This is a genomic window from Georgenia thermotolerans (genome assembly GCF_009193185.1).
Taxonomy (GTDB): Bacteria; Actinomycetota; Actinomycetes; order Actinomycetales; family Actinomycetaceae; genus Georgenia; species Georgenia thermotolerans.
The window spans coordinates 1-21,225 of record NZ_VUKF01000030.1; the positions used below are offsets into that span (position 1 = coordinate 1).

Genomic DNA, 21,225 nt, shown 5'->3' on the forward strand with positions numbered 1-21,225 from the left:
CCCACCACGCCGCCACCGACACCCTCCGCCGAGCCACCACCGGCAACCCGCGACCGCTACATTGACAACCGCCTCCGGGTGGGGAATTTCAACGAGCACCCCTGGGGAAGATCGGCGAGCGGCATCAACATCGGTGATCGACTTCCAGCCGCCGCGCCGCATGGCGGGGTTGCGCACGCACTCGGCCTTGAACAGGGAGTTGTACGCCTCGGCCATGGCGTTGTCGTACGAATCGCCCCGGGACCCCACCGAGGCCACCGCGTCGGCCTCGGCGAGGCGTTCGGTGTAGCGGATGGCGCGGTACTGCACGCCGCGGTCGGAGTGGTGGACCAGGCCCGCGACGTCCTGACCGGCCCGACGCCGCGCCCATAGGCCCATGTCGAGGGCGTCGAGGGCGAGGTCGGTGCGCAGGGACGTGGATACCTGCCAGCCCACGATCATCCGGGAGAAGACGTCCAGGACGAACGCGGCATAGCCCCACCCGGAGTAGGTGCGGATGTAGGTCAGGTCCGCCACCCACAGCTGGTTCGGCGCCGCCGCGACGAACCGGCGCTCGACCAGGTCAGCAGGCCTGGGCGTCTCGGCGCCCGCGCTCAGGGTGGTCTTGCGGGTCTTCTCCCGGGCGATGCCGCGCAGGCCGTGGGCGCGCATGAGCCGCTCGACGGTGCAGCGGGCCACCCGGTGGCCCCTGCGGCGCAGCTCGGCGTGGACCTTGCGGGCCCCGTAGACGCCCAGGTTCTCGGCGTGCACGGTCTTGATCTCCTCACTCAGCTCGGCGTCCCGCACGGCACGCGCCGACGGGGCACGGTTCTTCGCGGCGTAGTAGGTGCTCGGGGCGATCGGCACGCTGGCGTCCCTCAGCACGGCGCAGATCGGCTCGACCCCGAGCCTGTGTCCCTCGACGATCCGGTCGCGGTGGGCGTCGATGTACTCGATCACCACCGCGGTCGGTACCTCGCGGGCTACTTGATCTGGCGGTCGAGCTCCGCGGCGGCGAAAAAAGCCGCGGAGGTCTTCAGGATCTCGTTGGCCCGGCGCAGCTCGCGGACCTCCCGCTCGAGCTCAGCGATCCGGGTCGCGTCATCGGTCGTGGTCCCGGGCCGCACCCCGCCGTCGATCTCGGCCTGCCTCACCCACGTCCGTAACGCCTCGGGGTGAATTCCGAGCTGGTCGGCGATCCGCTTGATCGCCCCTCGGCTCGTCTCCGGATCTTGCCGCGCGTCCATCGCCATCCGGGTAGCGCGGTCCCTCAACTCCTCGCTGTACTTCCGCGGTGCTGCCATGACTCTCATCCTTCCGTGGAATGAGAGCCTTCATCAGACCCGGGGCGGTTCAGCTGGCGTGCTCCGCAGCGATGACGTCCAGCGATCCGAAACGGCTATCCCTAAGCATTATCGCGAGTGCGGGCGTACTCCTCATACCCGTGAAAAACCCCGAAGCCGCGAGAGTAGCCGATGACCGCACGCCTGCGGAGGTGCGTCGCCTCGTGCTGGCGGGATGGGTCGATGCCGACGTAACCGAGGACGTTATCCACCAGTGCATCAGAGACGTCGAGAACCGGCGCCAGCACGGAGCTCACGACGAGCCAGCCGTCGCCTTCGATGCCCTTGGTGAGCCAAGGTTGAGAGTGTGAGGCCCCAGAGCCGATGGACCAGGAGTACTTGCTTCCCGGCGTGTACTTGGCTGCCGCGTCCGTTGCGTTGAACTCGATGTTCACCGTCGCGGACCCCCGGCTCACGTTCAGCAACTTCTCCGGCCGCTTTGCGTCCCGCCCAATGCGGAATCCGTTTGCCTCAAGATGGGCCACGAGCAGGGATCCTGCCTGCTTCGCCCTTTCTAACCTTTGGCGTTGTTCAACTGGGAACTGCGCCAGTGTTCGCGCAGTTCCCGTCGGCCAGCCAAGCAACACCGCGGCGGCACGCGCGGCCCGTCGCTCCGGGGATGCCGCCGGATCAGCGAGCCAGCACGCCAGCAGGGCCGCTTCCTGCACGCTGCGCGCGAGGCTGAACGCGGGAAGCGGCAGTAGCTCGGCATCGTCCGTGAAGAGGCGCTCCATCGCAATGACGTGCTCACAAGCGGACTTGAGGAAGCCGGCGACGTGCTCCACACCGGAGTCAAGGACTCCCTGAACCGCCTCACGCTGGCTCCAAGGCTGCTCTCTAACCCAGGCGATGTCCACCACACGGGGAGACGGATCCCGGTCGGCGGCGATGTAGGCGCCTAGCGCGCGCTGCATGGCCTCGGCTACCGACTCACGTTCTTGCCGAAGTACTCGGCGGGCGAAGGTCTCGGCGGACAACGGCATCTTCGAAGGCTAGCGCCAGCGTCCGATTTACTAGAGGTGGTGCCCGCATGATGCGGTGCCTGTGGGCGACCCCCGCCGGCACAGGCCCGCGAACGATCCCCCTGGACTGCGCCATGGCGCAGCCCGACGCTAAACCACGACGAGGTGGGCTAACCGCCGTCAGTGGTGGACGGGCAAGACAGGCTGCCGCCCTGCGGCGACACATAACGGTGAGGTGCGGCGCTAAACGGGATCACCGGGCCTCAGTGCACCTGAAAGCCGTCGGGGCAACCCACCAAGGGTTCGAATCCCTTGCCCTCCGCCGAGTCTTCGTGGCAGTGGTGCGCGGTCTGCCGCGCCCCTGATGACGTCGAGGGTTGGCCGTTCGCCGCCCGCGCGGGAGGCTTGAGCCATGGACGGCGCGCTCGCCGATCTGACCATGGCGGCCCATTTCGGCTACCTGCTCTACTTCCTGCTGGGCGGCTTCGTCGCCTGGCGCTGGCCGAGGAGCATCGTCGCCCACGTCATCGCCATCGCCTGGGGCGGGCTCGCGCTCCTCTTCCGCTGGGACTGCCCGCTGACCCTTCTTGAGAACGACCTCCGCCGCCGCGCCGGCGAGCCGGGCCTCAGCCCCGGGGGCTTCATCAAGACATACCTCACCGGGCACCTCTACCCCGCGGACCGCGTCGCGCTGGTCCGTCTCGGCGCGGCCGCCGTCGTGCTGCTCTCCTGGGTGGGCTTCGTCCTCATCGTGCGCTCCCGCGTGCGGGCGCCCTCCCCGGGCGGGGCCGGCTCGCGCCGTGCCGGCCCGGACGGGCGCCAGCTGCGGAACCGGCCCCGGTACACCTGACGGGCAGGACCGGGAGCTCACCTGACGGGCAGGACCGGGGGCGGACGCGTGGTCCCGCCCCCGGTCCTGCCCGGTGGCTACTTGTCCAGGGTCAGCCGCACCCCGGTGGAGCCGCCCCCCGCCGCTCCGGTGCCCGCAGCCAGGTGCCCGGTCGCTGCCTTCTGGCCCACGCCCGGCGCCTTGGGCGCCACCACGGGGGCCGCCTGCCCGAGCGCCGTGGCGGGCCGCATCCCGGCCTTGCGCGACGGCGTCCAGGTCCCCGCCAGGGCGCGCTCGACGACGTCGCGGTAGACCTTCTCGTACCCCGCGGCCATGACGTCCGGCGTGAACCGGTCGAGCACCTCCGCCCGGCACAGCGCCGGGTCGATGATGTCCACGGCGTCGATCGCCGCCGGCAGGTCCTCGAGGCGCTCGCGGAGCAGACCGGTGACCCCGTCGGTGACGATCTCCGGGGCGGCGCCGCGGGGCATGGTGACCACGGGGGTGCCCGAGACCAGCGCCTCGATCATCACCATCCCGAACGGCTCCTCCCACTGCAGCGGGAACAGCAGGCAGCGGGCGGAGGCCAGCGCGTCACGCTTGTCCTGCCCGCCAATCTCCCCGAGCCACTCCACCCCCGCGCCGAGCCTCGGGCGGATCTCGCGCTCGAAGTACTCCCGCTCGGACGGCTCGCTGCACTTGGCGGCCAGCTTGATCTCCCGGCCGGCCTCCCGGGCGGCGTCGATGGCCAGGTGCATGCCCTTGTCGGGGGTGCACCGGCCCAGGAACAGCACCCAGTCCTCCTTCTCGGAACGGAAGGTGTAGTCGGCCGGGTCGAGGCTGTTGTGCACCGTGGCCGCCCAGTTGAGGTCCGGGGCGAACCCGCGCTGGGCGTCGGAGATGGCCACCAGCTCGGTCGTCTTCGCGAGCCTGCGGTAGTACAGGCCGGGCTCGCCCGTCACCGGGCCGTGCACGGTGGCCACCGTGGGGACGGCGCGGCCCCGGGCCTGGAGCGGCCCGAGCAGGGTGTGGTCGTGGACGACGTCGACGTCCAGGTGCTCGAGGATCTCGGCGGTGGCGGCGGCGTGGACCGCCTCGGGCAGCGGCTCGCCGAGCCGCGCGAACTGCGGGTCGGCGTAGGTGCGGCGGAACTGGGCCTTGGTGCCGTTGCGGCCGGCGCCGACGAGGGTCACCTCGTGGCCACGGTCGACGAGGGCGTCGATGAGCTTGGCGACCACCACCTCGATGCCGCCGTAGCCGCGGGGCGGCAGCTCGTAGAACGGCGGGGCGACCATCGCGATGCGCAGAGGCGACTGGGGCATGGACATCCTTTCTGTTGGCGCGGGGCGCACGAGGGTGCGCGGCATCCGCGGGAAGGCAGATGAAGAGGACGACGGCGAACCGGCGCGGGGGTGCGCCGGGCGCCGAGGCGAGGGTCCGGTCGGCGACGACCGGAAGTCAGGCGAGCGAGACCGTGATCAGGCGGGCGCGGCGGCCTGGCGTGCGCCGTCGGGCGGGCCGGCGTCGGCGCCGGTGTCGCCGTGGCACGGGCACGTGCCGGGGCCGACGGTGAGGCCGTCGGGCAGGCCCGTCACGGTGGCGACGTCGTCACGGACCGCGAGGTCGACCTCGCCGCCGGCGAAGGGGATCCCGCGCAGGCTCAGCGGCTGCACCGCGGCGGGCAGCACCGGGTCCAGGGCCAGCCGGTGGTGGGGCAGGCACGGCTCGACCCCGAGCATGACGCGCATCAGCTCGAGCGGCGCGGCCGAGGCCCAGGCCTGCGGCGAGCACGCGGCCGGGTAGGGGACGGGCCGGGGGTACTCGGCGCGGTCGAACCCGCACAGCAGCTCGGGCAGGCGCCCGCCGAGCTCGGCGGCGGTGTCCAGCACGGCGCGCGCCACGGCGGTGGCGTGCTCGACGAGCCCGTAGCGGCGCAGGCCGGCGGCGATGATCGCGTTGTCGTGCGGCCAGACGGACCCGTTGTGGTAGCTCATCGGGTTGTAGGCGCCCATCGTCGTCGCCAGCGTGCGCACCCCCCACCCGCTGAACATCTCGGGGGAGAGCAGGTGGTCGGCCACCTGCCGGGCCCGCTCGGGCGGGACGATCCCCGTCCACAGGGCGTGCCCCATGTTCGAGGCGAGGGAGTCCACGGGCCGCTTGGCGCCGTCGAGCCCCAGGGCGTACCAGCCGCGCTCCGGCAGCCAGAACGCCGCCTCGAAGCGCTCGCGCAGGCGGGCGGCGCGCTCGCGGTAGCGTGCCGCGGCGTCGGCGTCGCGCTCCAGCGCCTCGGCGAGCAGCGCCCGGGCGAGGTAGGCGCCATAGACGTAGGCCTGGACCTCGACGAGGGCGATCGGCCCCTCGGGGATGCGCCCCGAGGCGTCGGTGATCCCGTCGAAGGAGTCCTTCCAGCCCTGGTTGACCAGCCCGCGGTCGGTGGTGCGCTGGTACTCGACGAATCCGTCGCCGTCGGCGTCGCCGTAGGTCTCGATCCACTCGAGGGCGCGGTCGACGTGCGGCAGGAGGGCGCGCACCCGCGCCGGGTCGGCGCCCCAGCGGGCCAGGTCGCCGACGAGCATGACGAACAGGGGCGTGGCGTCGGCGGTGCCGTAGTAGACGTTGCCGCCGAGGGCGTCCTCGGCGTCGACCCCGAAGCGCAGCTCGTGCGGGATGCGGCCGGGCTGCTCCTCGGTGACGGCGTCGACCTTCGTGCCCTGATGGCGGGCGAGCGCCTCGGCGGTGCCCAGGGCCAGGGAGGGGTTGATCGCGAGGGTCATCATCGCGGTCAGGATGGAGTCGCGGCCGAACAGGGCCATGAACCACGGCGCGCCGGCCGCGACCGCGACGGAGTCGGGGTGTGCCGGGTCGTCGATGCGCAGGGACTCGAGGTCACGGCTGCTGGTGCGCAGCACGTCGGTGAGCACCGGGTCGGGCAGCGACAGCGAGGGGGTCTCGTGGCGCCAGGCGCTGCGCCGCACCTGGGGACCGGTGACCTCCATGGGCTGGTCGGCGGGGAAGGCGATCGGGGTGACCTCGCCGTCGTCGACCGGGTTGAGGTAGACGGACGTGCGCCAGATGCCGCGCGGGGGCACCACCACGCGGAAGGTGAGGGTGTCGGCGGCCACGCGGGCGTCGGACGCGGAGACCACCACCTCGCGGGTGTGTCCCTGCCACCGCCGGGCGAGCCGCAGCTCGTGCTCGTCGAAGGAGATGCGGTGGTCACCGCGGCTGGTCACGTTGCCCTGCTTGACCTCGAAGAGGTCGCCGAAGTCGGCGCCGACGTGGACGGTCATGGCGAACGCGGCGGTCTCGCGGCCGAGGTTGCGCACCACGAGGTCCTCGCGCATCCCGGCGGAGACGAAGCGGTGACGCTCGACGAGCAGGGTCGAGTCGGCAAGGCCGGCCCGGGGGCGGGCACGGCCCACGTAGGTAGCCTGGTAGGTCTCCTCCGCGAAGACGGTCAGCGGCTCGACCGGCTCGCCGTCCACCCGCAGCTCCCAGCGGGAGAGCACACGGGTGTCGCGGACGAAGAGACCCTGGACGCCGCCGGGCGAGATGTCACCGGCCGCGTCGGAGATGCAGAAAGAGGAGCCCTCGATGAGGGTCACGGCACCCGCCGTGACGCCGGACGGTGCGCCGGCGAAGTTCCACGCCTGAGTCACGAACCACCTCCAGTTCACGTTCCTTCCACCGCTGTGGGTGAGAAGTCGCGGACGGCGCGTGGCAGGCGGGGCCTACGTGCCTCCGCGGCGTCGGGAAGGGATCCGAGACAGACTTTAGCCCAGAAGACTCAAGTTTGGGCCGAGCGGCCGTCCCATGGCGGGGCGGGCGGGGCGTCCCCGCGACGGCGAAGGCGTCACCGAGTCGCCCCGGGAACGGGTGCAGGCAAACGAAAAGGGCCGGGAACCACGCTGGTGATGCAGCGGTTCCCGGCCCCTCGCGAGAGCGGAGACGGTGGGATTTGAACCCACGGACGGGTTGCCCCGTCACGGCCTTAGCAGGGCCGCGCACTAGACCTGACTATGCGACGTCTCCAAGGACGTCCTCAGGTTACCGGGCGCGGTCCGCCTGGCCAAAACGTTCGACGCACGTCACGAACCTCCGGGGGTGACTGGCGCTCGGGCCGGCGCCGCCCGGCACCGCTGGAGGAGTCCGGGGCGGTCCCTCCCGCTCCCCTCCGGTTGCGGGTGTTCGCGCGCTCCGTGAGCCTGGCGGGGGCTCGTGGCCGGCCCGCCGACTCTCGTCGGGCAGGGCGGGAATGCCTGTGACATCCTGCAACTGCGCGCGCAGCATGTGTCGATCATCACATTCGTGAGGACGGGGACTGATACGCCATGGACGACAAGCTCAAGTTCGCCGGGATGCTGCTGGGCGGGTACCTGCTCGGTCGCACGAAGAAGATGCGGCTCGCGCTCATGCTCGCCACCGGCCTGGGAGCGCGCCAGCTCCGGGAGAACCCCGAGAAGATCACCGGGCAGCTGACCTCGGTGATGTCCTCGCCGGAGGTCAAGCGACTGACCGAGGAGCTCACCGTCCGCCTGACCGAGGCCGGCCGCGCCGCGGCGCTGGCGGCGGTCACCAGGGGCGTGGAGTCCATGACGGCGAACCTTGAGCACCGCACCGAGAAGCTCACGACCCCTGTGGGCGAGGGTGCCAAGGCCGCTGCGGGGAAGGCGACGTCGGCGGCGGGCAAGGCCTCGTCGGCGGCGGGCACGGCGGCCGGGACGGCCACTGGGACGGCCGAGAAGACGGCGTCGTCCCTCAAGGACCGCATGCACTTCGGGAAGAAGAAGCACGCCGAGGAGTCCGCCGAGGAGGGTGGCGAGGGCGCCGAGCCGCAGGCGGAGGAGGAAGAGGCGCCGCAGGGCCAGGCCGAGGAGGAGACGGCCGAACAGCCCGAGGAGGGGGCCGCCGAGGAGGGTGGCGAGGCCGAGGCTGAGGCCGAAGAGGGCGAACCGGAGGGCGAGGCCGAGGAAGAGGGCGAGCCTGAGGCGGAGGCCGAGGAGGGCGAGCCGGAGGGCGAGGCCGAGGAAGAGGGCGAGCCCGAGGCGGAGGCTGCGGAAGCCGGCGAGGAGGAGGGCGAGCCCGAGGACGAGGCTCAGGAGGCCGGTGAGGAAGAAGAGGGCGGCGAGGAAGAGGCCGAGGAGGGCGGCAAGGCCGCCCAGCGCGAGCCCGAGCCGCACCCGCTTCCGGAGGGCCGGCCCGCCCCGCGGGCCCGCGCCGCGAAGGTGACGACGAAGTCGTCGGGCAACTCCTCGAAGAGCAGCAGCACCTCGAAGAACACCTCCAAGACCGCGGCGAAGGGCGGCAAGTCCAAGACCATGCCCCCGACCACGCCGAAGCCGTGACCGCGGCGTCGAAACGCCGGAAGGAGCAGCTTGATGACTGAGACATCTTCCCAAGAAGGCGGGGGCCGCACGTCCGACGACCCCCTCGAGGCGCTCAAGCGGGCGGGGGGCGGCTTCGCCCGGGCGCTCGGTGGCCGCGCCGTCGACAAGATCACCGACCGGGTGGGGGGCCTGTCCGACCGGCTCACCTCCTTCGCCAGCGGCGAGAGCCAGGGCGGCGGGGACGAGGACGAGGGCCGCGACGACGGTGACGGCGGCGAGCAGGGCAGCGCCAAGGCCGCCGCGGCCGGCAAGGCCGCGGAGAAGCTCGCCTCGGGAGAGTCCCCGATCAAGGCCGGGCTCTCCGCCGCAGGCACCGGGATCAAGGAGAAGATCAAGGGCCTGTTCGGGCGGGGCAAGGGCGGCAAGGGCGGCGGCCGCAAGATGAAGTTCAACAACTTCGTCGACAGCTTCGACATCGGCGTCCCCGTCCAGCTCGCGTACAACCAGTGGACCACCTACGACCAGTGGCCCAACTTCATGAAGAAGACCGAGACCGCCGAGCTGGACGCGGACCAGGGCAAGGTCAAGCTCAAGGGGCAGGTGTTCTGGTCCCACCGCGAGTGGGAGACCACGATCAAGGAGCAGGTCCCGAACAAGCGGATCGTCTGGGACTCCGCCGGCCCGAAGGGACACATCAGCGGGGCGGTCACCTTCCACTCGCTGGAGGAGGACCTCACACGGATCGTCGTCGTCCTCGAGTACTACCCGCAGGGGTTCTTCGAGAAGACCGCCAACATCTGGCGGGCGGCCAACCGCCGGATGCGCCTGGAGATCAAGTTCTTCATCCGCCAGGTCATGCGCGACGCGATCCTCCACCCCGAGGACTTCGAGGGCTACCGCGCCGAGATCCACGACAAGGAGATCGTGCGCACCCACGAGGACGTGATGGAGGAGGAGCGGCAGGCCGAGGAGGAGGCCCAGGGCGAGCAGCCCGAGGAAGGCGAGGAGGAGCAGGAGCCCGAGGCCGAGGGCGAGGGCGAGGAGCCCGAGGGGGAGGAAGAAGAGCCCGAGGAAGAGGAAGGGCCGGAGGAAGAGGAAGAGCCCGAGCCCGCTGAGACGCAGGGGAGGACGCGATGAGTTCCGTCGCGACGAGGTCCCACGGCAGCTACGTCGATCGGCCGTCGTCCGCCTCGCTGGCCGACGTCGTCGCCCTGATCCTCGACAAGGGCCTGGTGATCGACGCCTTCGTGCGGGTGTCGCTGGTCGGTATCGAGATCCTGACCATCGACGCGCGCATCGTCATCGCGAGCGTGGACACGTTCCTGCGCTTCGCCGAGGCCACCAACCGCCTGGACCTGCAGGCCCAGGGCGGCAAGGACCTGCCCGAGCTGGTCGAGGGCATGACCCAGGCCGGCGCTCGCGGGAAGACCGGCGGGATGCTCTCCGGCGCCAAGGAGGCCCTCCTCGGCAACAAGGACGACGACGACGACGAGGGGCGTCGCCGTGAGGAGAAGACCGAGCGGCGCACCTCGAGCAAGGCGGATTCATGACGGCAGCCGCACCCGAGACCGGCGAGCTGAGTCAGTACGTCTACGGCATCGTGCCGCCGGACACCCCCGTCCCCGACGTCGCGGGCGTCGGGGGCGGGCGTGTGCGGCTCCGCCCGCTGGGCGACGTCGCGGCGCTGGTCTCCGGCGTGGCCGACCCCGAGGTCGTCGGGCTGCCCGCCGAGGTCCGTGCGCACGCGGCGGTCCTCGACGCCGTCGCCCAGGCCGGGCCCGTGCTGCCCATGCGGTTCGGCACGGTGGTGCCCGACGTCGACGACCTGCGCGAGGCGCTCGCGGCCGACGGCGTGGCGCGCCTCCGGGAGGACCTCGCCCGCCTCGGCGACGCCGTGCAGTACACCCTCACCGTCCGCTACCGCCAGGAGGCGGTCATCGCCGAGCTCGTCGAGGAGCAGCCGGAGATCCGCCGGCTGCGTGAGGCGACCGCGGGCGCCGCGCCCGACGCGGCCTACTACGAACGGATCCGGCTGGGCGAGCTGGTGGTGAACGGCTTCGAGCAGAAGCGCCTCGGCGACGCCGCGGCGCTCACCGAGGCGCTCGGGCCCGTCGTGCTCGACCTCCGCTCCCGCGAGACGGGGCAGGTCGAGGATGTCCTCGAGGCCGCCGTTCTGGTGCGTCGCGGGGAGCAGCGACGGTTCGACGACACCGTGGAGGCGCTGGCCTCCCGGCGGGTCGACCGGATGACGTTCCGCCTCGTCGGACCGCAGGCCCCGTACGACTTCGTGACGGAGGCCTGATCGCCGTGGGCCTGCTCTGGAACCTGATCTCCCTGCCGCTCGCCCCCGTCCGGGGCACGGTGTGGGTCGCCGAGCAGGTGCTGGAGGAGGCCGAGCGGCAGTACTACGACGCCGGCGCCATCCGCCGGCAGCTCGAGGAGGTGGCCGCCGCGCGCGAGTCCGGCGAGCTACGCGACGACGAGGCCGACGCCCTGGAGGAGCAGCTCGTCGCCCGCCTCATCGAGAGCAACCGACGCAGCCGCGAGGAGGGACGATGACCGAGTCCACCAAGGCCCCGCGCCGCGCCGCCCGCCGGCGCCCGCCGGAGGAGATCCCCGTGCACCGCACGGAGGAGCCGCAAGAGCAGGACGAGGCGCACGGGTCCGACGAGGACGAGCCGGGCACGGACGCCGACCAGGACGTCGCCGAGGACCACGAGACCAGCGACGAGACGCCCGACGGCGGACAACCGAGGCCGGGTGACGAGGCAGACGAGCCCGAGGACGAAGCGTCGGAAGAGCCGGAGGACGAGGCGCCCGAGGAGGAGCCGGAGGACGAGGCGCCCGAGGAGGAGCCGGAGGACGAGGCACCCGAGGAGCCCGAGGAGGAAGAGCCGCGAGAGGAGACCGAGGACGAGGTGCAGGACGGCGATGGGGGGACCCGCGAGGGGGAACCCCGCGAGGGATCACGCCGGACGGCCGAGCCCCGTGACGAACCCGAGGAGCGTCGTCCCCGCCTGACCGCCCGCCGCGCCGCGATCCTCGCCCTCGAGCAGCTCGTCGAGCTCACCGGGCGCGCGGCCGAGGGCATCGTCGGCGTCGAACGGGACCACGACGGGTGGAAGGTGACGATCGAGGCCGTCGAGGACCGGCACGTGCCGAGCACCGCCGACATCATGGCCGAGTACGAGGTCGAGCTCGACACCGACGGCGAGCTGGTCGCCTATCACCGGCGCTCGCGCTACGTGCGCGGCCAGACGTGACCGACGGGTCTGGGAGGTTGATGAGGAACAGGGGAGTGATGCAGGGATGAGCGTCGTGGCCGGGCGCGGCGGCGGGATGGAGCCGCGGCGCGACCGCGAGGGCTCGCTCGTGCATGTCATCGAGACCCTCCTGGACAAGGGGCTCGTGCTCAACGCCGACATCATGGTCTCGGTCGCGGGCGTGGAGCTGCTCGGCATTCGCATCCGCGCCGCACTCGCGTCGTTCGAGACGGCGGCCCGCTACGGGCTGGAGTTCCCCTCGGGGACCAACACCGAGACCATCGCGTGGCGCAACGCCATCGAGCCCAAGGAGACCTGCCCGCGCTGCGGCAAGACGGCGCCCACCGCCCAGCTGCTCAACGAGTACTGCCCCTGGTGCGGGTGGCGCAGCGCGCGGGCGATCCGCGAGGAGGAACGCCGCCAGGTCGGCGGGCAGCCTGAGGACGAGTCGGCGCCCGACGTCGCGGGTGGTCCCGACGAGCCGGAGGCCGCGGCCGCCGCACCGGAGGAGACGGGGTCCGACCATGGCCGCGGCCGGCGCCCGGCGGCGCGCCCGGACAAGGACGCTTCCCGCGGCGACGGCGACGGCGACGGCGACGGGAACGGCCGTCAGCCACGGCGAGAGGCGCGCGTGCCCGACGGCGGTGACCGGAGCGGCGATGGGTGAGCGCTCCGTCGTCGCCGTCCCGCAGACCCCGCAGGCGCTGCAGCCCACGCGGGACCCGCGCGCGACCCTGCCGGACCTCCTCGAGGTGCTCCTCAACAAGGGCGTCTACCTCGACCTCGACCTCATCATCACGATCGCGGACATCCCGCTGATCGGCGTCAACCTCCGCGCGACCATCGCGGGCATCGAGACGATGCTCGAGTACGGGATGATGCGCAGCTGGGACGAGCAGACGCGCGCGTGGGTGCGCCGGTCCATCTCGCGTCACTTGCCGCTGGCCGACGGCGAGGAGATCGTCGCCCGGATGGCCGGCGGCCACCGCCAGGAGGAGCCCTACGAGACGTGGCGCCCCGGCACCGTCTACCTCACCACCCACCGGCTCGTCGTCCACCGGCGCGAGCCCGCCGAGACCCTCTGGCAGGCCCCGCTCGCCGGCATCACCGCCGTCGACCTGCGCACCGAGCGCGCCATCGGCGGGGAGGACCGCACCCGCCTGCTCGTCACCACCCCCGACGGCGAGGTGCTGCTCTCCGCGGCCGAGCCGCAGCGCCTGCTCGAGCTGCTCCGGCAGCACGGCGTGGGCGCCGCCGGGCCGCGCCCGGGCCCGCCGGGCCGTCCCGCGCCCGTCCTGGAGGGCCAGATGTGGTACCTCGAGCGCCGCGCCGGCGGGCCGCTGTGGCGCGGCGGGACCGCGACGCTCGACCCCGTCGCCGGGCTGACCTGGAAGGGTGCGCTCGACGCCCGGCCGGCCGTCCGGCTGCGGCCCGGCACGGTCACCGCGGTCGCCGTCGAACGCGCCCGGGTGCCGGCCGGGGAGGCGGTGATCGTCGTCGGCTCGCCCGCCGGGGAGGTCCGGCTCGCCGCCGGCGATCCCGAGCCGTGGGTGCGCGAGCTGCGCCGGCTGACCGCGGAGGATGCGGGGGAGGGAACGGCATGACGCTCAAGATCGACGAGAAGAGCCTCAAGAACGGCGTCCTGACGCTGGTCATCACGCTCGTCGAGGTCATCGAGGAGGCGCTGGAGAGCCAGGCCATCCGCCGGCTCGAGGGCGGGGAGCTGACCGAGGACGAGCAGGAGCGGCTGGGGCAGGCGCTGCTCGAGCTCGACGAGGCGATCGACCAGATCAAGGCCGACCACGGGCTGCACACCTCGGTCGCGGACCTGCGCCGCGGCCTCGACGACGTCGTCGACGAGGTGGTCGACAAGCTCGTCAACCCGGCCCGGTGGGCCCAGGAGGCAGGAGGACAGCACGGGTGAGTGGCCTGTACGTCTACGCCATCGTCCCGGCGGACATGCCGCCGACGCAGCTCGGCACCGGCATCGACCGCGCCCCGCTGGAGCTCGTGGTGGCCCCGGGCGGCGTGGCCGCCGTCGTGCACGAGCACGCCGGTAACCCCTACGACGGCGCCGACGAGGACGTGCGGCGGTGGGTGCTCGAGCACGGCGACGTCGTCGAGCGGGTCTTCGACGCCGCCGGCACGGTGCTGCCGGTCAGCTTCAACGTCATCGTCGCCGCGTCCGACGACGCCCCGGCCCGCGACCGGCTGCGGGACTGGTTGGGGCGGGGTTCGAGCCAGCTGGGCGGGCGGCTCGAGCGGCTCCGCGGCCGGGTGGAGCTGCGCGTGGAGATCGCCCTGGACCCCCACGACGCCGCGGCGGGCCACCCGGACGCCCGGTCCTTGCTCGCCGAGCTCGGGTCCCGCCCCGCGGGGGTCCAGCGCCTGCTGCGCAAGCGGCTCGAGCAGCTCGAGAAGGAGGTCACCGACGCCCTGGCCGACGAGCTCTACCCCGAGTACCGCCGCCGGCTCGCGGCGCTCGCGGAGGAGATCACCGAGAACCGCAGCGCCCGCACGGACCCGGGCACGGTCGCCGTGCTCACGGTCGCGGTGCTCGTGGCCCGGGAGGACATGCCGCGGGTGGGGGAGGCGCTCGCCGACATCCAGCGCGAGCAGTCCGCGGCGCGGATCCGGTACCTGGGCCCCTGGCCGCCGTACTCCTTCGCCGACGTCCCGGCGCTGACCCCCGGTCAGGAGGGCGCGTGACCAGCCGTCGGGGCCGCCGCACGGAGGGGCCAGTGACCACCCTCACGTGCCCCGGATTGGATCGCGCCGCCCCGGCACGCTAAAGTCGAACCCGGCCCAAGCGGCCAGGCGCCCGTAGCTCAATGGATAGAGCATCTGACTACGGATCAGAAGGTTGGGGGTTCGAGTCCCTCCGGGCGCACAGCTGATCGGCATCATCGCGAGGAACAGTCGGGATGGTGCCGATCGTGTTTTGTGGGCCCTCGCCGGCTGGATGCGGGAGGTCCCGGTGGCCGTCCTGCGGCTCGCCGGTGTCAGTCGACGTACTGCGCCTCGCCGAGGCCGAAGGACCAGTTCTCCTTGGGGACCTCGACCAGACTGATGAACACGTCCTCGGGGCGCAGGCCGATACGGTCGTGCAGGCCGTCGGCGATCGACCGGTAGAGGTTCTTCTTGACCTCCACGGTGCGCCCGGCGTTCAGGGTGATCTGGACGATCAGCGCGCGCTCGCTGCGCTCGACGACGTAGTGCGGGTCCAGGACCAGGCCGGCCCGGTCGTGCTCGGTGACGACCATGAACTTGTCGTCGGCCGGTGCCCCGGCGACGGTGACGAGCGCGTCGTAGATCACCTCCACGATCGCCTCACGATCGGCCGGCGGGGTCGATGCAGGCAGGTCGACGCGGACGAGAGGCATCGTCGGCTCGCATTCTCACGTGGGGAGCAGTGGGTCAGGCACGTCGAGCACGGGCGCCGTCGCCCGAGGACGACGGCGCCGCTCGTCTCACGGCGTGCTCACAGGGTAGGGCCGTCCTCCGTGGGCGGGAATGCGACCACCATGGCCTCCTCCCGCGGGAAGACGGCGACGTCGGGATAGCGCTCACGGACGCGGGCGCCGTCGCCCGGCGCGAGCCGCCCGTCCGCCGGCACCGCGTCGGTCGGGGCGTTCTCGGACCCCGGGAGCTCCTCGGGCAGCACCAGCGCGACCAGGCGCGCCTTCTGCGCCCGGAACCCCTTGGTGCCGAGGACGACGCGGCCGTAGCCCTCGATGATCCCGGAGACCCGCCGGGGCCTGGCGTAGGGATCGGCGCGGTAGTAGGCGTAGAAGCCGCAGGTGCAGCCCTGCAGGCCGTGCGCGGCCCCGATGTCGCGGACCGAGTAGCCCCGCACGGCCAGCCGCCCGTCCGGCTCGCGGACGACGACGCCGCCGTCGTGGAAGCACGACGCCCGGTTCTCGCCGGGCTGCCAGACCTGGGGGAAGAACACGCCGGTGAGGCGCCCGTCGGGCAGCACGCAGAAGGAGCGGCGCCCCCGCACCGAACCCAGCACGAGGGCCGGGCCCGCGATGTCCGGCTCCATCAGGCCGGGACCTCCTCCGGCGCCGGCGCGGGCGACGGTTCGGGGACCGGGACCTCGGTGGGCATGGGCACCACCTCGATCTCCTCCTCTTCCTCGCCGATGTCTCCCAGGTGCGGGGTGCTCACGACGTCGCGCACAGCAGTCATCTCGGGCCTCCTCCGTCCGCCGGCGGACCGTCCGCCGGCACGCGCCCCGCCCGGCCGCAGCAACCGCCGTCGGATGCGTGTCCGCAGATGATCTGGCGTCGCTCGCCTCGCCACAAGTCCCAGATCCCCACCGGGGCCCGCCGGGTCGGGGTGGGCCGTGCGGGCCCGCCGAGTCGGGGCGTGCCGTGGGGCCCGCCGGGTCCGGGCGTGCCGTGCGGGCCGCGGCCCGCGCCCGGCGCCGGAACCACTACGGTGTGTCCCGCCGCGCGTTCGTGACGCGCACCACCCGCGGAGGGGAGTCATGGCAGGGCCGCTGCTCCAGACCAAGTTCCACGTCCCCCGAGGCCGGCAGGAGCTGGTGGCGCGCCCCCGCCTGACCGAGCGGCTGGGCGAGGCGGGCGCGCCGAAGCTGACCCTCGTGTCCGCCCCGGCCGGGTTCGGCAAGACGACCCTGCTGACGCAGTGGCTGGCCGCCGCTCCGGCGGCGCCGTCCGTGGCCTGGCTCTCGCTCGACGTCCGCGACAACGACCCGGCGGTGTTCTGGACCTACGTCGTGGCCGCACTCCAGCGGGCGGTGGACGGGATCGGCGCCGAGGCGCTGACGCTGCTCCGGTCGGCGCAGTCGACGACGGAGACCGTCCTCGCGACCCTCCTCAACGACCTCGACGCGCTCCAGCACGACGTCGTCCTGGTGCTCGACGACTACCACGTCATCGACGCGCGCGAGGTCCACGACGGGTTGGCGTTCCTCCTCGAGCACCTGCCTCCGCACGTGCGCGTGGTGCTCGCCGGCCGCGCCGACCCGCCCCTGCCGCTGGCCCGCCTGCGCGCCCGGGGTCAGCTCGTGGAGATCCGCGCCCGGGACCTGCGCTTCACCCGCGACGAGGCGGCGGCGTACCTGGGCCGGAGCACGGGCCTGACCCTGGCGGCGGGCGAGGTCGCCGTCCTCGACGAGCGCACCGAGGGCTGGATCGCCGCGCTGCAGCTGGCGGCGCTCTCGCTGCGCGACCGGGACGACGTCACCGGCTTCGTCGCGAGCTTCGGCGGGGACGACCGGTACGTCGTCGACTACCTGGTCGAGGAGGTCCTGCAGCGCCAGCCCGCCGACGTCCGCGACTTCCTGCTCCGGACGTCGATCCTGGGCCGGCTGAGCGGTCCGCTGTGCGACGCCGTCACCGGTACCGCCGGCGGCGCCGCGAGGCTGGCGGCCCTCGAGCGGGCGAACCTGTTCCTGGTCCCGCTGGACGACCACCGCCGGTGGTACCGATACCACCACCTCTTCGCCGACGTGCTGCACGCCCGCCTGCTCGCCGAGCGGCCCGACGACGTCCCGGGCCTCCACCGGCGGGCGAGCGACTGGTACGAGCGGAACGGCGAGCGGGCCGAGGCGATCCGCCATGCGCTGGCCGGTGACGACGGCGGGCGGGCGGCGGACCTCGTCGAGCTCGCCCTCCCGGCCCTGCGCCGGCTGCGCCAGGAGGCCACGCTGCGCCGCTGGCTCGAGGCCCTGCCCGAGACGGAGATTCGCGCCCGGCCGGAGCTGGGCCTGACCCACGCCGGGACGCTGCTCATGCACGGCGAGCTGGACGGCGTGGAGGCCCGCCTGCACGACGCCGAGCGCTGGGTCGAGGCCCGCCTGAGCGCCGCGCGGGCGGACACGGGCGAGGACGCGCAGGACGCGCCGCCCTCGACCGCGGGCCAGGACGCGCCGCCCTCGACCGCGGGCCAGGACGCGCCGCCCTCGACCGGAGGCCAGGACCCGCGCGTGCGCAAGATCCAGGGAGAGGTCGCCGTCTACCGCGCGGCGCAGGCGAGGATCCGCGGGGACGTGGCCGCCACCGTCATGCACGCGCGGCGGGTCCTCGACCTTCTCGGCGAGGACGCGGCGCTCGAACGGGGGGCGGCGGCCGGGCTGCTCGGGCTCGCGCACTGGACCACCGGCGACCTCGAGCCGGCGCACCGGTTCTGGGCCGAGTCCGCCGCGAACCTCGAGCGCGCCGGGCACCACGCCGACACCCTCGGCTGCACCCTCGCCCTGGCCGACATCCGCATCGCCCAGGGCCGCCTCCACGAGGCGATGACCGGCTACGAGCGCGGGCTGCGGGTGGCGACCGGGCACGGCCCGGCCGTGCTCCGCGGCGCGGCCGACATGCACGTGGGCCTGGCCGCGGTGCTCCTCGAACGGAACGAGCTCGACGCCGCCCGGCGGCACCTGCTGGCGGGCGAGGGGCTGGGCGAGCACGCCGGCCTGCCGCAGAACGGGCACCGGTGGCGGGTGGCGACGGCCCGGCTCCGCGAGCTCGAGGGCGACGCGGACGCCGCGCTGGCGCTGCTCGACGACGCCGAGCGGGCGTACACGCCCGACATGTTCCCCGACGTGCGCCCGATCCCGGCCCTGCGGGCCCGGCTGCGGCTCGCGCGTGGGGAGCTCGACGCGGCGCTCGGCTGGGTGCGGGCGCACGGCCTGGGCGCCGACGACGACCTGACCTACCTGCGCGAGTTCGAGCACGTCACCCTGGCCCGGGTGCTGCTCGCCCGGCACGGCGCGGACGACGGCGATCGCGCGCTCCGCGAGGCGGCCGCGCTGCTGGCGCGCCTGCTGCGGGCGGCGGAGGAGGGCGGCCGGACCGGCACCGTCATCGAGATCCTCGTGCTGCAGGCGCGCGCCCACCAGGCCCGCGGTGACGGCCCCGCGGCGCAGGCGGCGCTGCGCCGGGCGATCTCGCTGGCCGAGCCGGAGGGGTACGTCCGCGTGTTCGCGGACGAGGGCCGTGCCCTGGTCGGCGTGCTGCGCGCCGTCGAGAAGCAAGGCGACTCCCGGGCCTACGTCCGCCGGCTCCTCGCCGTCGCGGGCCGACGTGAGGTCGTCGCGCCCGCGGGCCTCGTCGACCCGCTCAGCGACCGCGAGCTGGACGTGCTGCGGCTGCTCGGCACCGACCTCAGCGGCCCCGACATCGCGCGCGAGCTCGTCGTCTCCGTCAACACGGTGCGCACGCACACGAAGAACATCTACGCCAAGCTCGGCGCCACCAGCCGCCGGGCGGCGGTCCGCCGCGCCCAGGAGCTCGGCCTGCTGCCGCACGGCCGCACCGCGCCGCGCTGAGCCCGGCGGGCGCCCCCGTCCCCGCCCCGTGCCGGTGCTGAGCGGCCGCGCGGACCACCATCACGATCACCACATCGGGTGATCCGCGCTCACCACCTTCGCTCCTACCTTTCCCAAAGAGCCGCACGGGACCGTGCCGGCCCCCGCCGGGAGACAGGAGGAGCGCCATGACGCCGACACCGGCCGGGCAGCACGACGAACCCCGGTGGTACGAGATCCGCGTCCAGGGGCGCCTCGACGCCCGCTGGGCCGCCTGGTTCGACGGCCTCAGCGTCCTCGCCACCGACGACGGCACCACCCTCCGGGGCCCGGTCGCCGACCAGGCCGCCCTGCACGGCGTGCTGCAGCGGGTGCGCGACGTCGGCCTGCCGCTGCTGTCCGTCACCCAGGTCGAACCCGGCCAGCCAGCGGCCCCCGCCGGCGAGCCCCGCTGATTCACTCCAAGGAAGAGAGACCGCCATGTCCACCACCGCCCCCACCACCTCGGCACCGGACCGAGTCCCGATGCGCTCCCTGAGGAGGACCGCCCGCACCGCGGGGGTGCTCTACCTGATCACCTTCGTCTCGATCCCGAGCTTCGTCCTCTACGGCCCGGTCAAGGATCCCGGCTACGTCACCGGGCCCGGCCCGGACACCCCCGCGCTCGCCGGCGGCGCCCTGGAGATGATCGTGGCGCTGGCCTGCGTCGGCACCGCCGTCGCGCTGTACCCGGTGGTCAAGCGGCAGAACGAGGGGGTCGCGCTGGCCTTCGTGGGCGCCCGCGTCCTGGAGGCCGCCACCATCGTCGCCGGCATCGCGAGCCTCCTGACGATCGTCACCCTGCGGCAGGCCGGCGCCGGGGCGGACGCGTCCGTCACCGCCCAGGCGTTGGTCGCCCAGTACGACTGGCTGTTCCGGCTCGGGCAGAGCACCATGCCCGCCGTGAACGCCGTGCTGCTGGGCTCCCTGCTCTACCGGTCAGGCCTGGTGCCGCGCATCCTGCCCCTGCTCGGACTCGTCGGGGCGCCCCTGCTGATCGCGTCCACCGTGGGCACGGTGCTCGGCCTGTGGGGGCCGGTGTCCGCCTTCACGGGGATCGCGGTGCTGCCGATCGCGGTGTGGGAGCTCGCCCTCGGCGTCTACCTCACCGTCAAGGGCTTCCGGCCCGCACCGCTCACCGCCCTGCTGTCCGCGGGCGTCGTCCGATGAGGGCCGCGGTGTACCGACGGTTCGGCGCCCCCCAGGTCGTGCGGGTCGAGGAGGTGCCCCCGCCGTCCCTGGGCCGCGACGACGTCCTCGTCCGGGTCCACGCCAGCACCGTCAGCGCCGCCGACCACCGCGCCCGCAGCCGCTCCGTCCCGCGCGGGCTGGGGCTGCTCGCCGCAGCGGGCATCGGGGCGTTCCGGCCCCGCCGCCGCGTGCTCGGCATGGACGTCGCCGGCGTCGTCGAGGCGGTCGGCGGGGACGTCACCAGGTTCCGGCCCGGCGACGAGGTCATCGCGATGCTCGGGGGCCGGTTCGGCGGGCACGCCGAGCTCGCCCGGGTGCCGCAGGACGGCGCCATCACGGCCAAACCGCGCAACATGAGCTTCGAGGAGGCGGTGACCCTCGTCTTCGGAGGAATCACGGCACGGGGCTTCCTGAACCAGGTCGCGCTGCGGCCGGGCGCCAGGGTGCTCGTCAACGGGGCGTCCGGCGCGGTGGGCACGGCGGCCGTGCAGCTGGCGAAGGACGCCGGTGCCCACGTCACCGCCGTGTCCCGCGCCGCCAATGCCGCCCTGGTCACCTCCCTGGGCGCCGACCGGGTGATCGACTACACCGAGCGCGACTTCACCGCCGAGGGCAGCCGCTACGACGTCGTCGTCGACTGTGTCGGCAACGCCCCCTTCGAGCGGGTCGCGGCGTCCCTCAATCCGGGTGGGGCGTTGCTCCTGGTCGTCGCCGACCTTCGAGGAGTGCTGCTCGCGCCGTGGCGCAGCCGGAGGAGCGGCACGCTCGTCACCGCGAGCGTGGGCAGGTACCGGGCCGAGGACCTGGCCCACCTGGTCCGGCTGGCCGAGGCGGGTCGCTTCCGTGCGGTGATCGACCGCACCTTCGAGCTCCCCGAGATCGTCGCGGCGCACGGCTTCGTCGACACGGGGCGCAAGCGGGGCAACGTGGTGCTGACAGGTCTCGCCGGCCGGCGTTCCCACGCGGGGTAGACCTCCACCGCCGTTGCCGCGGAGGGCCTCAGCCGCGCTCCAGGTGCC

23 protein-coding genes and 2 tRNA genes are annotated in these 21,225 nt (G+C 73.4%); 16 read left to right on the forward strand and 9 right to left on the reverse strand.

Annotated features, from left to right (window positions below):
• The 3 genes from GD970_RS14110 to GD970_RS14120 form a co-directional block, all read right to left on the reverse strand.
• Positions 1–942: IS3 family transposase (locus tag GD970_RS14110; RefSeq protein ID WP_152203541.1), on the reverse strand; the 942-nt coding region annotated here is incomplete at its 3' end.
• A gap of 20 nt (positions 943–962) precedes the next feature.
• Positions 963–1,283 (reverse strand): transposase, encoded by a 321-nt coding sequence (locus tag GD970_RS14115; RefSeq protein ID WP_170297264.1) that lies wholly within the window; start codon positions 1,281–1,283, stop codon positions 963–965.
• Positions 1,284–1,384: 101 nt separating this feature from the next.
• Positions 1,385–2,305 (reverse strand): hypothetical protein, encoded by a 921-nt coding sequence (locus GD970_RS14120; protein ID WP_152203543.1) that lies wholly within the window; start codon positions 2,303–2,305, stop codon positions 1,385–1,387.
• 391 nt (positions 2,306–2,696) lie between these two features.
• Between GD970_RS14120 and GD970_RS14125 the strand changes: the two genes are divergently transcribed.
• Positions 2,697–3,134: a DUF2784 family protein gene (locus GD970_RS14125; RefSeq protein ID WP_152203544.1), complete on the forward strand. Its 438-nt coding sequence runs from the start codon at positions 2,697–2,699 to the stop codon at positions 3,132–3,134.
• A 77-nt stretch (positions 3,135–3,211) separates the two neighbouring features.
• On the opposite strand, the gene GD970_RS14130 is transcribed toward GD970_RS14125, so the two are convergent.
• The 3 genes from GD970_RS14130 to GD970_RS14140 all read right to left on the reverse strand — a co-directional run bounded on the left by GD970_RS14130 (position 3,212) and on the right by GD970_RS14140 (position 7,145).
• Positions 3,212–4,441 (reverse strand): glycosyltransferase family 4 protein, encoded by a 1,230-nt coding sequence (locus GD970_RS14130; RefSeq protein WP_152203545.1) that lies wholly within the window; start codon positions 4,439–4,441, stop codon positions 3,212–3,214.
• 150 nt (positions 4,442–4,591) lie between these two features.
• On the reverse strand, positions 4,592–6,772 hold the full coding sequence (locus GD970_RS14135; RefSeq protein ID WP_152203546.1) for an amylo-alpha-1,6-glucosidase: 2,181 nt from the start codon (positions 6,770–6,772) through the stop codon (positions 4,592–4,594).
• A 284-nt stretch (positions 6,773–7,056) separates the two neighbouring features.
• Positions 7,057–7,145: transfer RNA gene (locus GD970_RS14140), tRNA-Ser, on the reverse strand.
• A 299-nt stretch (positions 7,146–7,444) separates the two neighbouring features.
• Here GD970_RS14140 and GD970_RS14145 point away from each other — a divergent pair.
• From GD970_RS14145 to GD970_RS14195, 11 genes are all read left to right on the forward strand, one after another.
• On the forward strand, positions 7,445–8,458 hold the full coding sequence (locus GD970_RS14145) for a hypothetical protein (protein ID WP_152203547.1): 1,014 nt from the start codon (positions 7,445–7,447) through the stop codon (positions 8,456–8,458).
• Between the two features lie 33 nt (positions 8,459–8,491).
• Positions 8,492–9,577 carry an SRPBCC family protein gene (locus GD970_RS14150; protein WP_152203548.1) on the forward strand — a complete coding sequence of 362 codons (1,086 nt, stop codon included), beginning with the start codon at positions 8,492–8,494 and terminating at the stop codon, positions 9,575–9,577.
• Positions 9,574–9,990, forward strand: coding sequence for a gas vesicle protein GvpJ (gene gvpJ / locus GD970_RS14155; RefSeq protein WP_152203549.1), 417 nt, complete (start codon positions 9,574–9,576; stop codon positions 9,988–9,990). Before GD970_RS14150 ends, gvpJ begins: the two co-directional genes overlap by 4 nt.
• Entirely contained in the window at positions 9,987–10,742 is a 756-nt protein-coding gene (locus GD970_RS14160) for a GvpL/GvpF family gas vesicle protein (RefSeq protein WP_152203550.1), read from the forward strand. The genes gvpJ and GD970_RS14160 overlap by 4 nt, the downstream gene beginning before the upstream one ends.
• Positions 10,743–10,747: 5 nt before the next feature.
• The gene (locus GD970_RS14165) at positions 10,748–10,999 is read left to right on the forward strand and encodes a gas vesicle protein GvpG (protein WP_152203551.1); all 252 of its coding nucleotides are present in this window, start codon (positions 10,748–10,750) and stop codon (positions 10,997–10,999) included.
• On the forward strand, positions 10,996–11,703 hold the full coding sequence (locus tag GD970_RS22250) for a gas vesicle protein GvpO (protein ID WP_211489824.1): 708 nt from the start codon (positions 10,996–10,998) through the stop codon (positions 11,701–11,703). The genes GD970_RS14165 and GD970_RS22250 overlap by 4 nt, the downstream gene beginning before the upstream one ends.
• Before the next feature lie 46 nt (positions 11,704–11,749).
• Positions 11,750–12,370 carry a gas vesicle protein gene (locus GD970_RS22600; protein ID WP_282958501.1) on the forward strand — a complete coding sequence of 207 codons (621 nt, stop codon included), beginning with the start codon at positions 11,750–11,752 and terminating at the stop codon, positions 12,368–12,370.
• A complete protein-coding gene (locus GD970_RS14180; protein ID WP_152203552.1) occupies positions 12,363–13,307 on the forward strand; it encodes a gas vesicle protein in 945 nt (314 codons plus the stop codon). Before GD970_RS22600 ends, GD970_RS14180 begins: the two co-directional genes overlap by 8 nt.
• Entirely contained in the window at positions 13,304–13,627 is a 324-nt protein-coding gene (locus tag GD970_RS14185) for a gas vesicle protein K (protein WP_152203553.1), read from the forward strand. Before GD970_RS14180 ends, GD970_RS14185 begins: the two co-directional genes overlap by 4 nt.
• Positions 13,624–14,412 carry a GvpL/GvpF family gas vesicle protein gene (locus GD970_RS14190; RefSeq protein ID WP_152203554.1) on the forward strand — a complete coding sequence of 263 codons (789 nt, stop codon included), beginning with the start codon at positions 13,624–13,626 and terminating at the stop codon, positions 14,410–14,412. Before GD970_RS14185 ends, GD970_RS14190 begins: the two co-directional genes overlap by 4 nt.
• Positions 14,413–14,520: 108 nt before the next feature.
• A tRNA-Arg gene (locus GD970_RS14195) sits at positions 14,521–14,593 on the forward strand.
• A 112-nt stretch (positions 14,594–14,705) separates the two neighbouring features.
• Here GD970_RS14195 and GD970_RS14200 read toward each other — a convergent pair.
• The 3 genes from GD970_RS14200 to GD970_RS21680 all read right to left on the reverse strand — a co-directional run bounded on the left by GD970_RS14200 (position 14,706) and on the right by GD970_RS21680 (position 15,894).
• Positions 14,706–15,086, reverse strand: coding sequence for a tautomerase family protein (locus tag GD970_RS14200; protein WP_152203555.1), 381 nt, complete (start codon positions 15,084–15,086; stop codon positions 14,706–14,708).
• A gap of 98 nt (positions 15,087–15,184) precedes the next feature.
• Positions 15,185–15,748, reverse strand: coding sequence for a hypothetical protein (locus tag GD970_RS14205; protein WP_152203556.1), 564 nt, complete (start codon positions 15,746–15,748; stop codon positions 15,185–15,187).
• Positions 15,748–15,894 carry a hypothetical protein gene (locus tag GD970_RS21680; protein WP_155524121.1) on the reverse strand — a complete coding sequence of 49 codons (147 nt, stop codon included), beginning with the start codon at positions 15,892–15,894 and terminating at the stop codon, positions 15,748–15,750. The genes GD970_RS14205 and GD970_RS21680 overlap by 1 nt, the downstream gene beginning before the upstream one ends.
• A 301-nt stretch (positions 15,895–16,195) precedes the next feature.
• Here GD970_RS21680 and GD970_RS14210 point away from each other — a divergent pair, with 301 nt between their 5' ends.
• The 4 genes from GD970_RS14210 to GD970_RS14225 all read left to right on the forward strand — a co-directional run bounded on the left by GD970_RS14210 (position 16,196) and on the right by GD970_RS14225 (position 21,177).
• Positions 16,196–18,997 carry a LuxR C-terminal-related transcriptional regulator gene (locus GD970_RS14210; RefSeq protein WP_152203557.1) on the forward strand — a complete coding sequence of 934 codons (2,802 nt, stop codon included), beginning with the start codon at positions 16,196–16,198 and terminating at the stop codon, positions 18,995–18,997.
• Positions 18,998–19,164: 167 nt separating this feature from the next.
• Entirely contained in the window at positions 19,165–19,431 is a 267-nt protein-coding gene (locus GD970_RS14215; RefSeq protein WP_152203558.1) for a hypothetical protein, read from the forward strand.
• 25 nt (positions 19,432–19,456) lie between these two features.
• Positions 19,457–20,185, forward strand: a complete 729-nt coding sequence (locus GD970_RS14220; protein WP_211489825.1) for a DUF4386 domain-containing protein — start codon at positions 19,457–19,459, stop codon at positions 20,183–20,185.
• An 8-nt stretch (positions 20,186–20,193) separates the two neighbouring features.
• Positions 20,194–21,177 carry an NAD(P)-dependent alcohol dehydrogenase gene (locus tag GD970_RS14225; protein WP_226925356.1) on the forward strand — a complete coding sequence of 328 codons (984 nt, stop codon included), beginning with the start codon at positions 20,194–20,196 and terminating at the stop codon, positions 21,175–21,177.
• Positions 21,178–21,225: the final 48 nt, after the last annotated feature.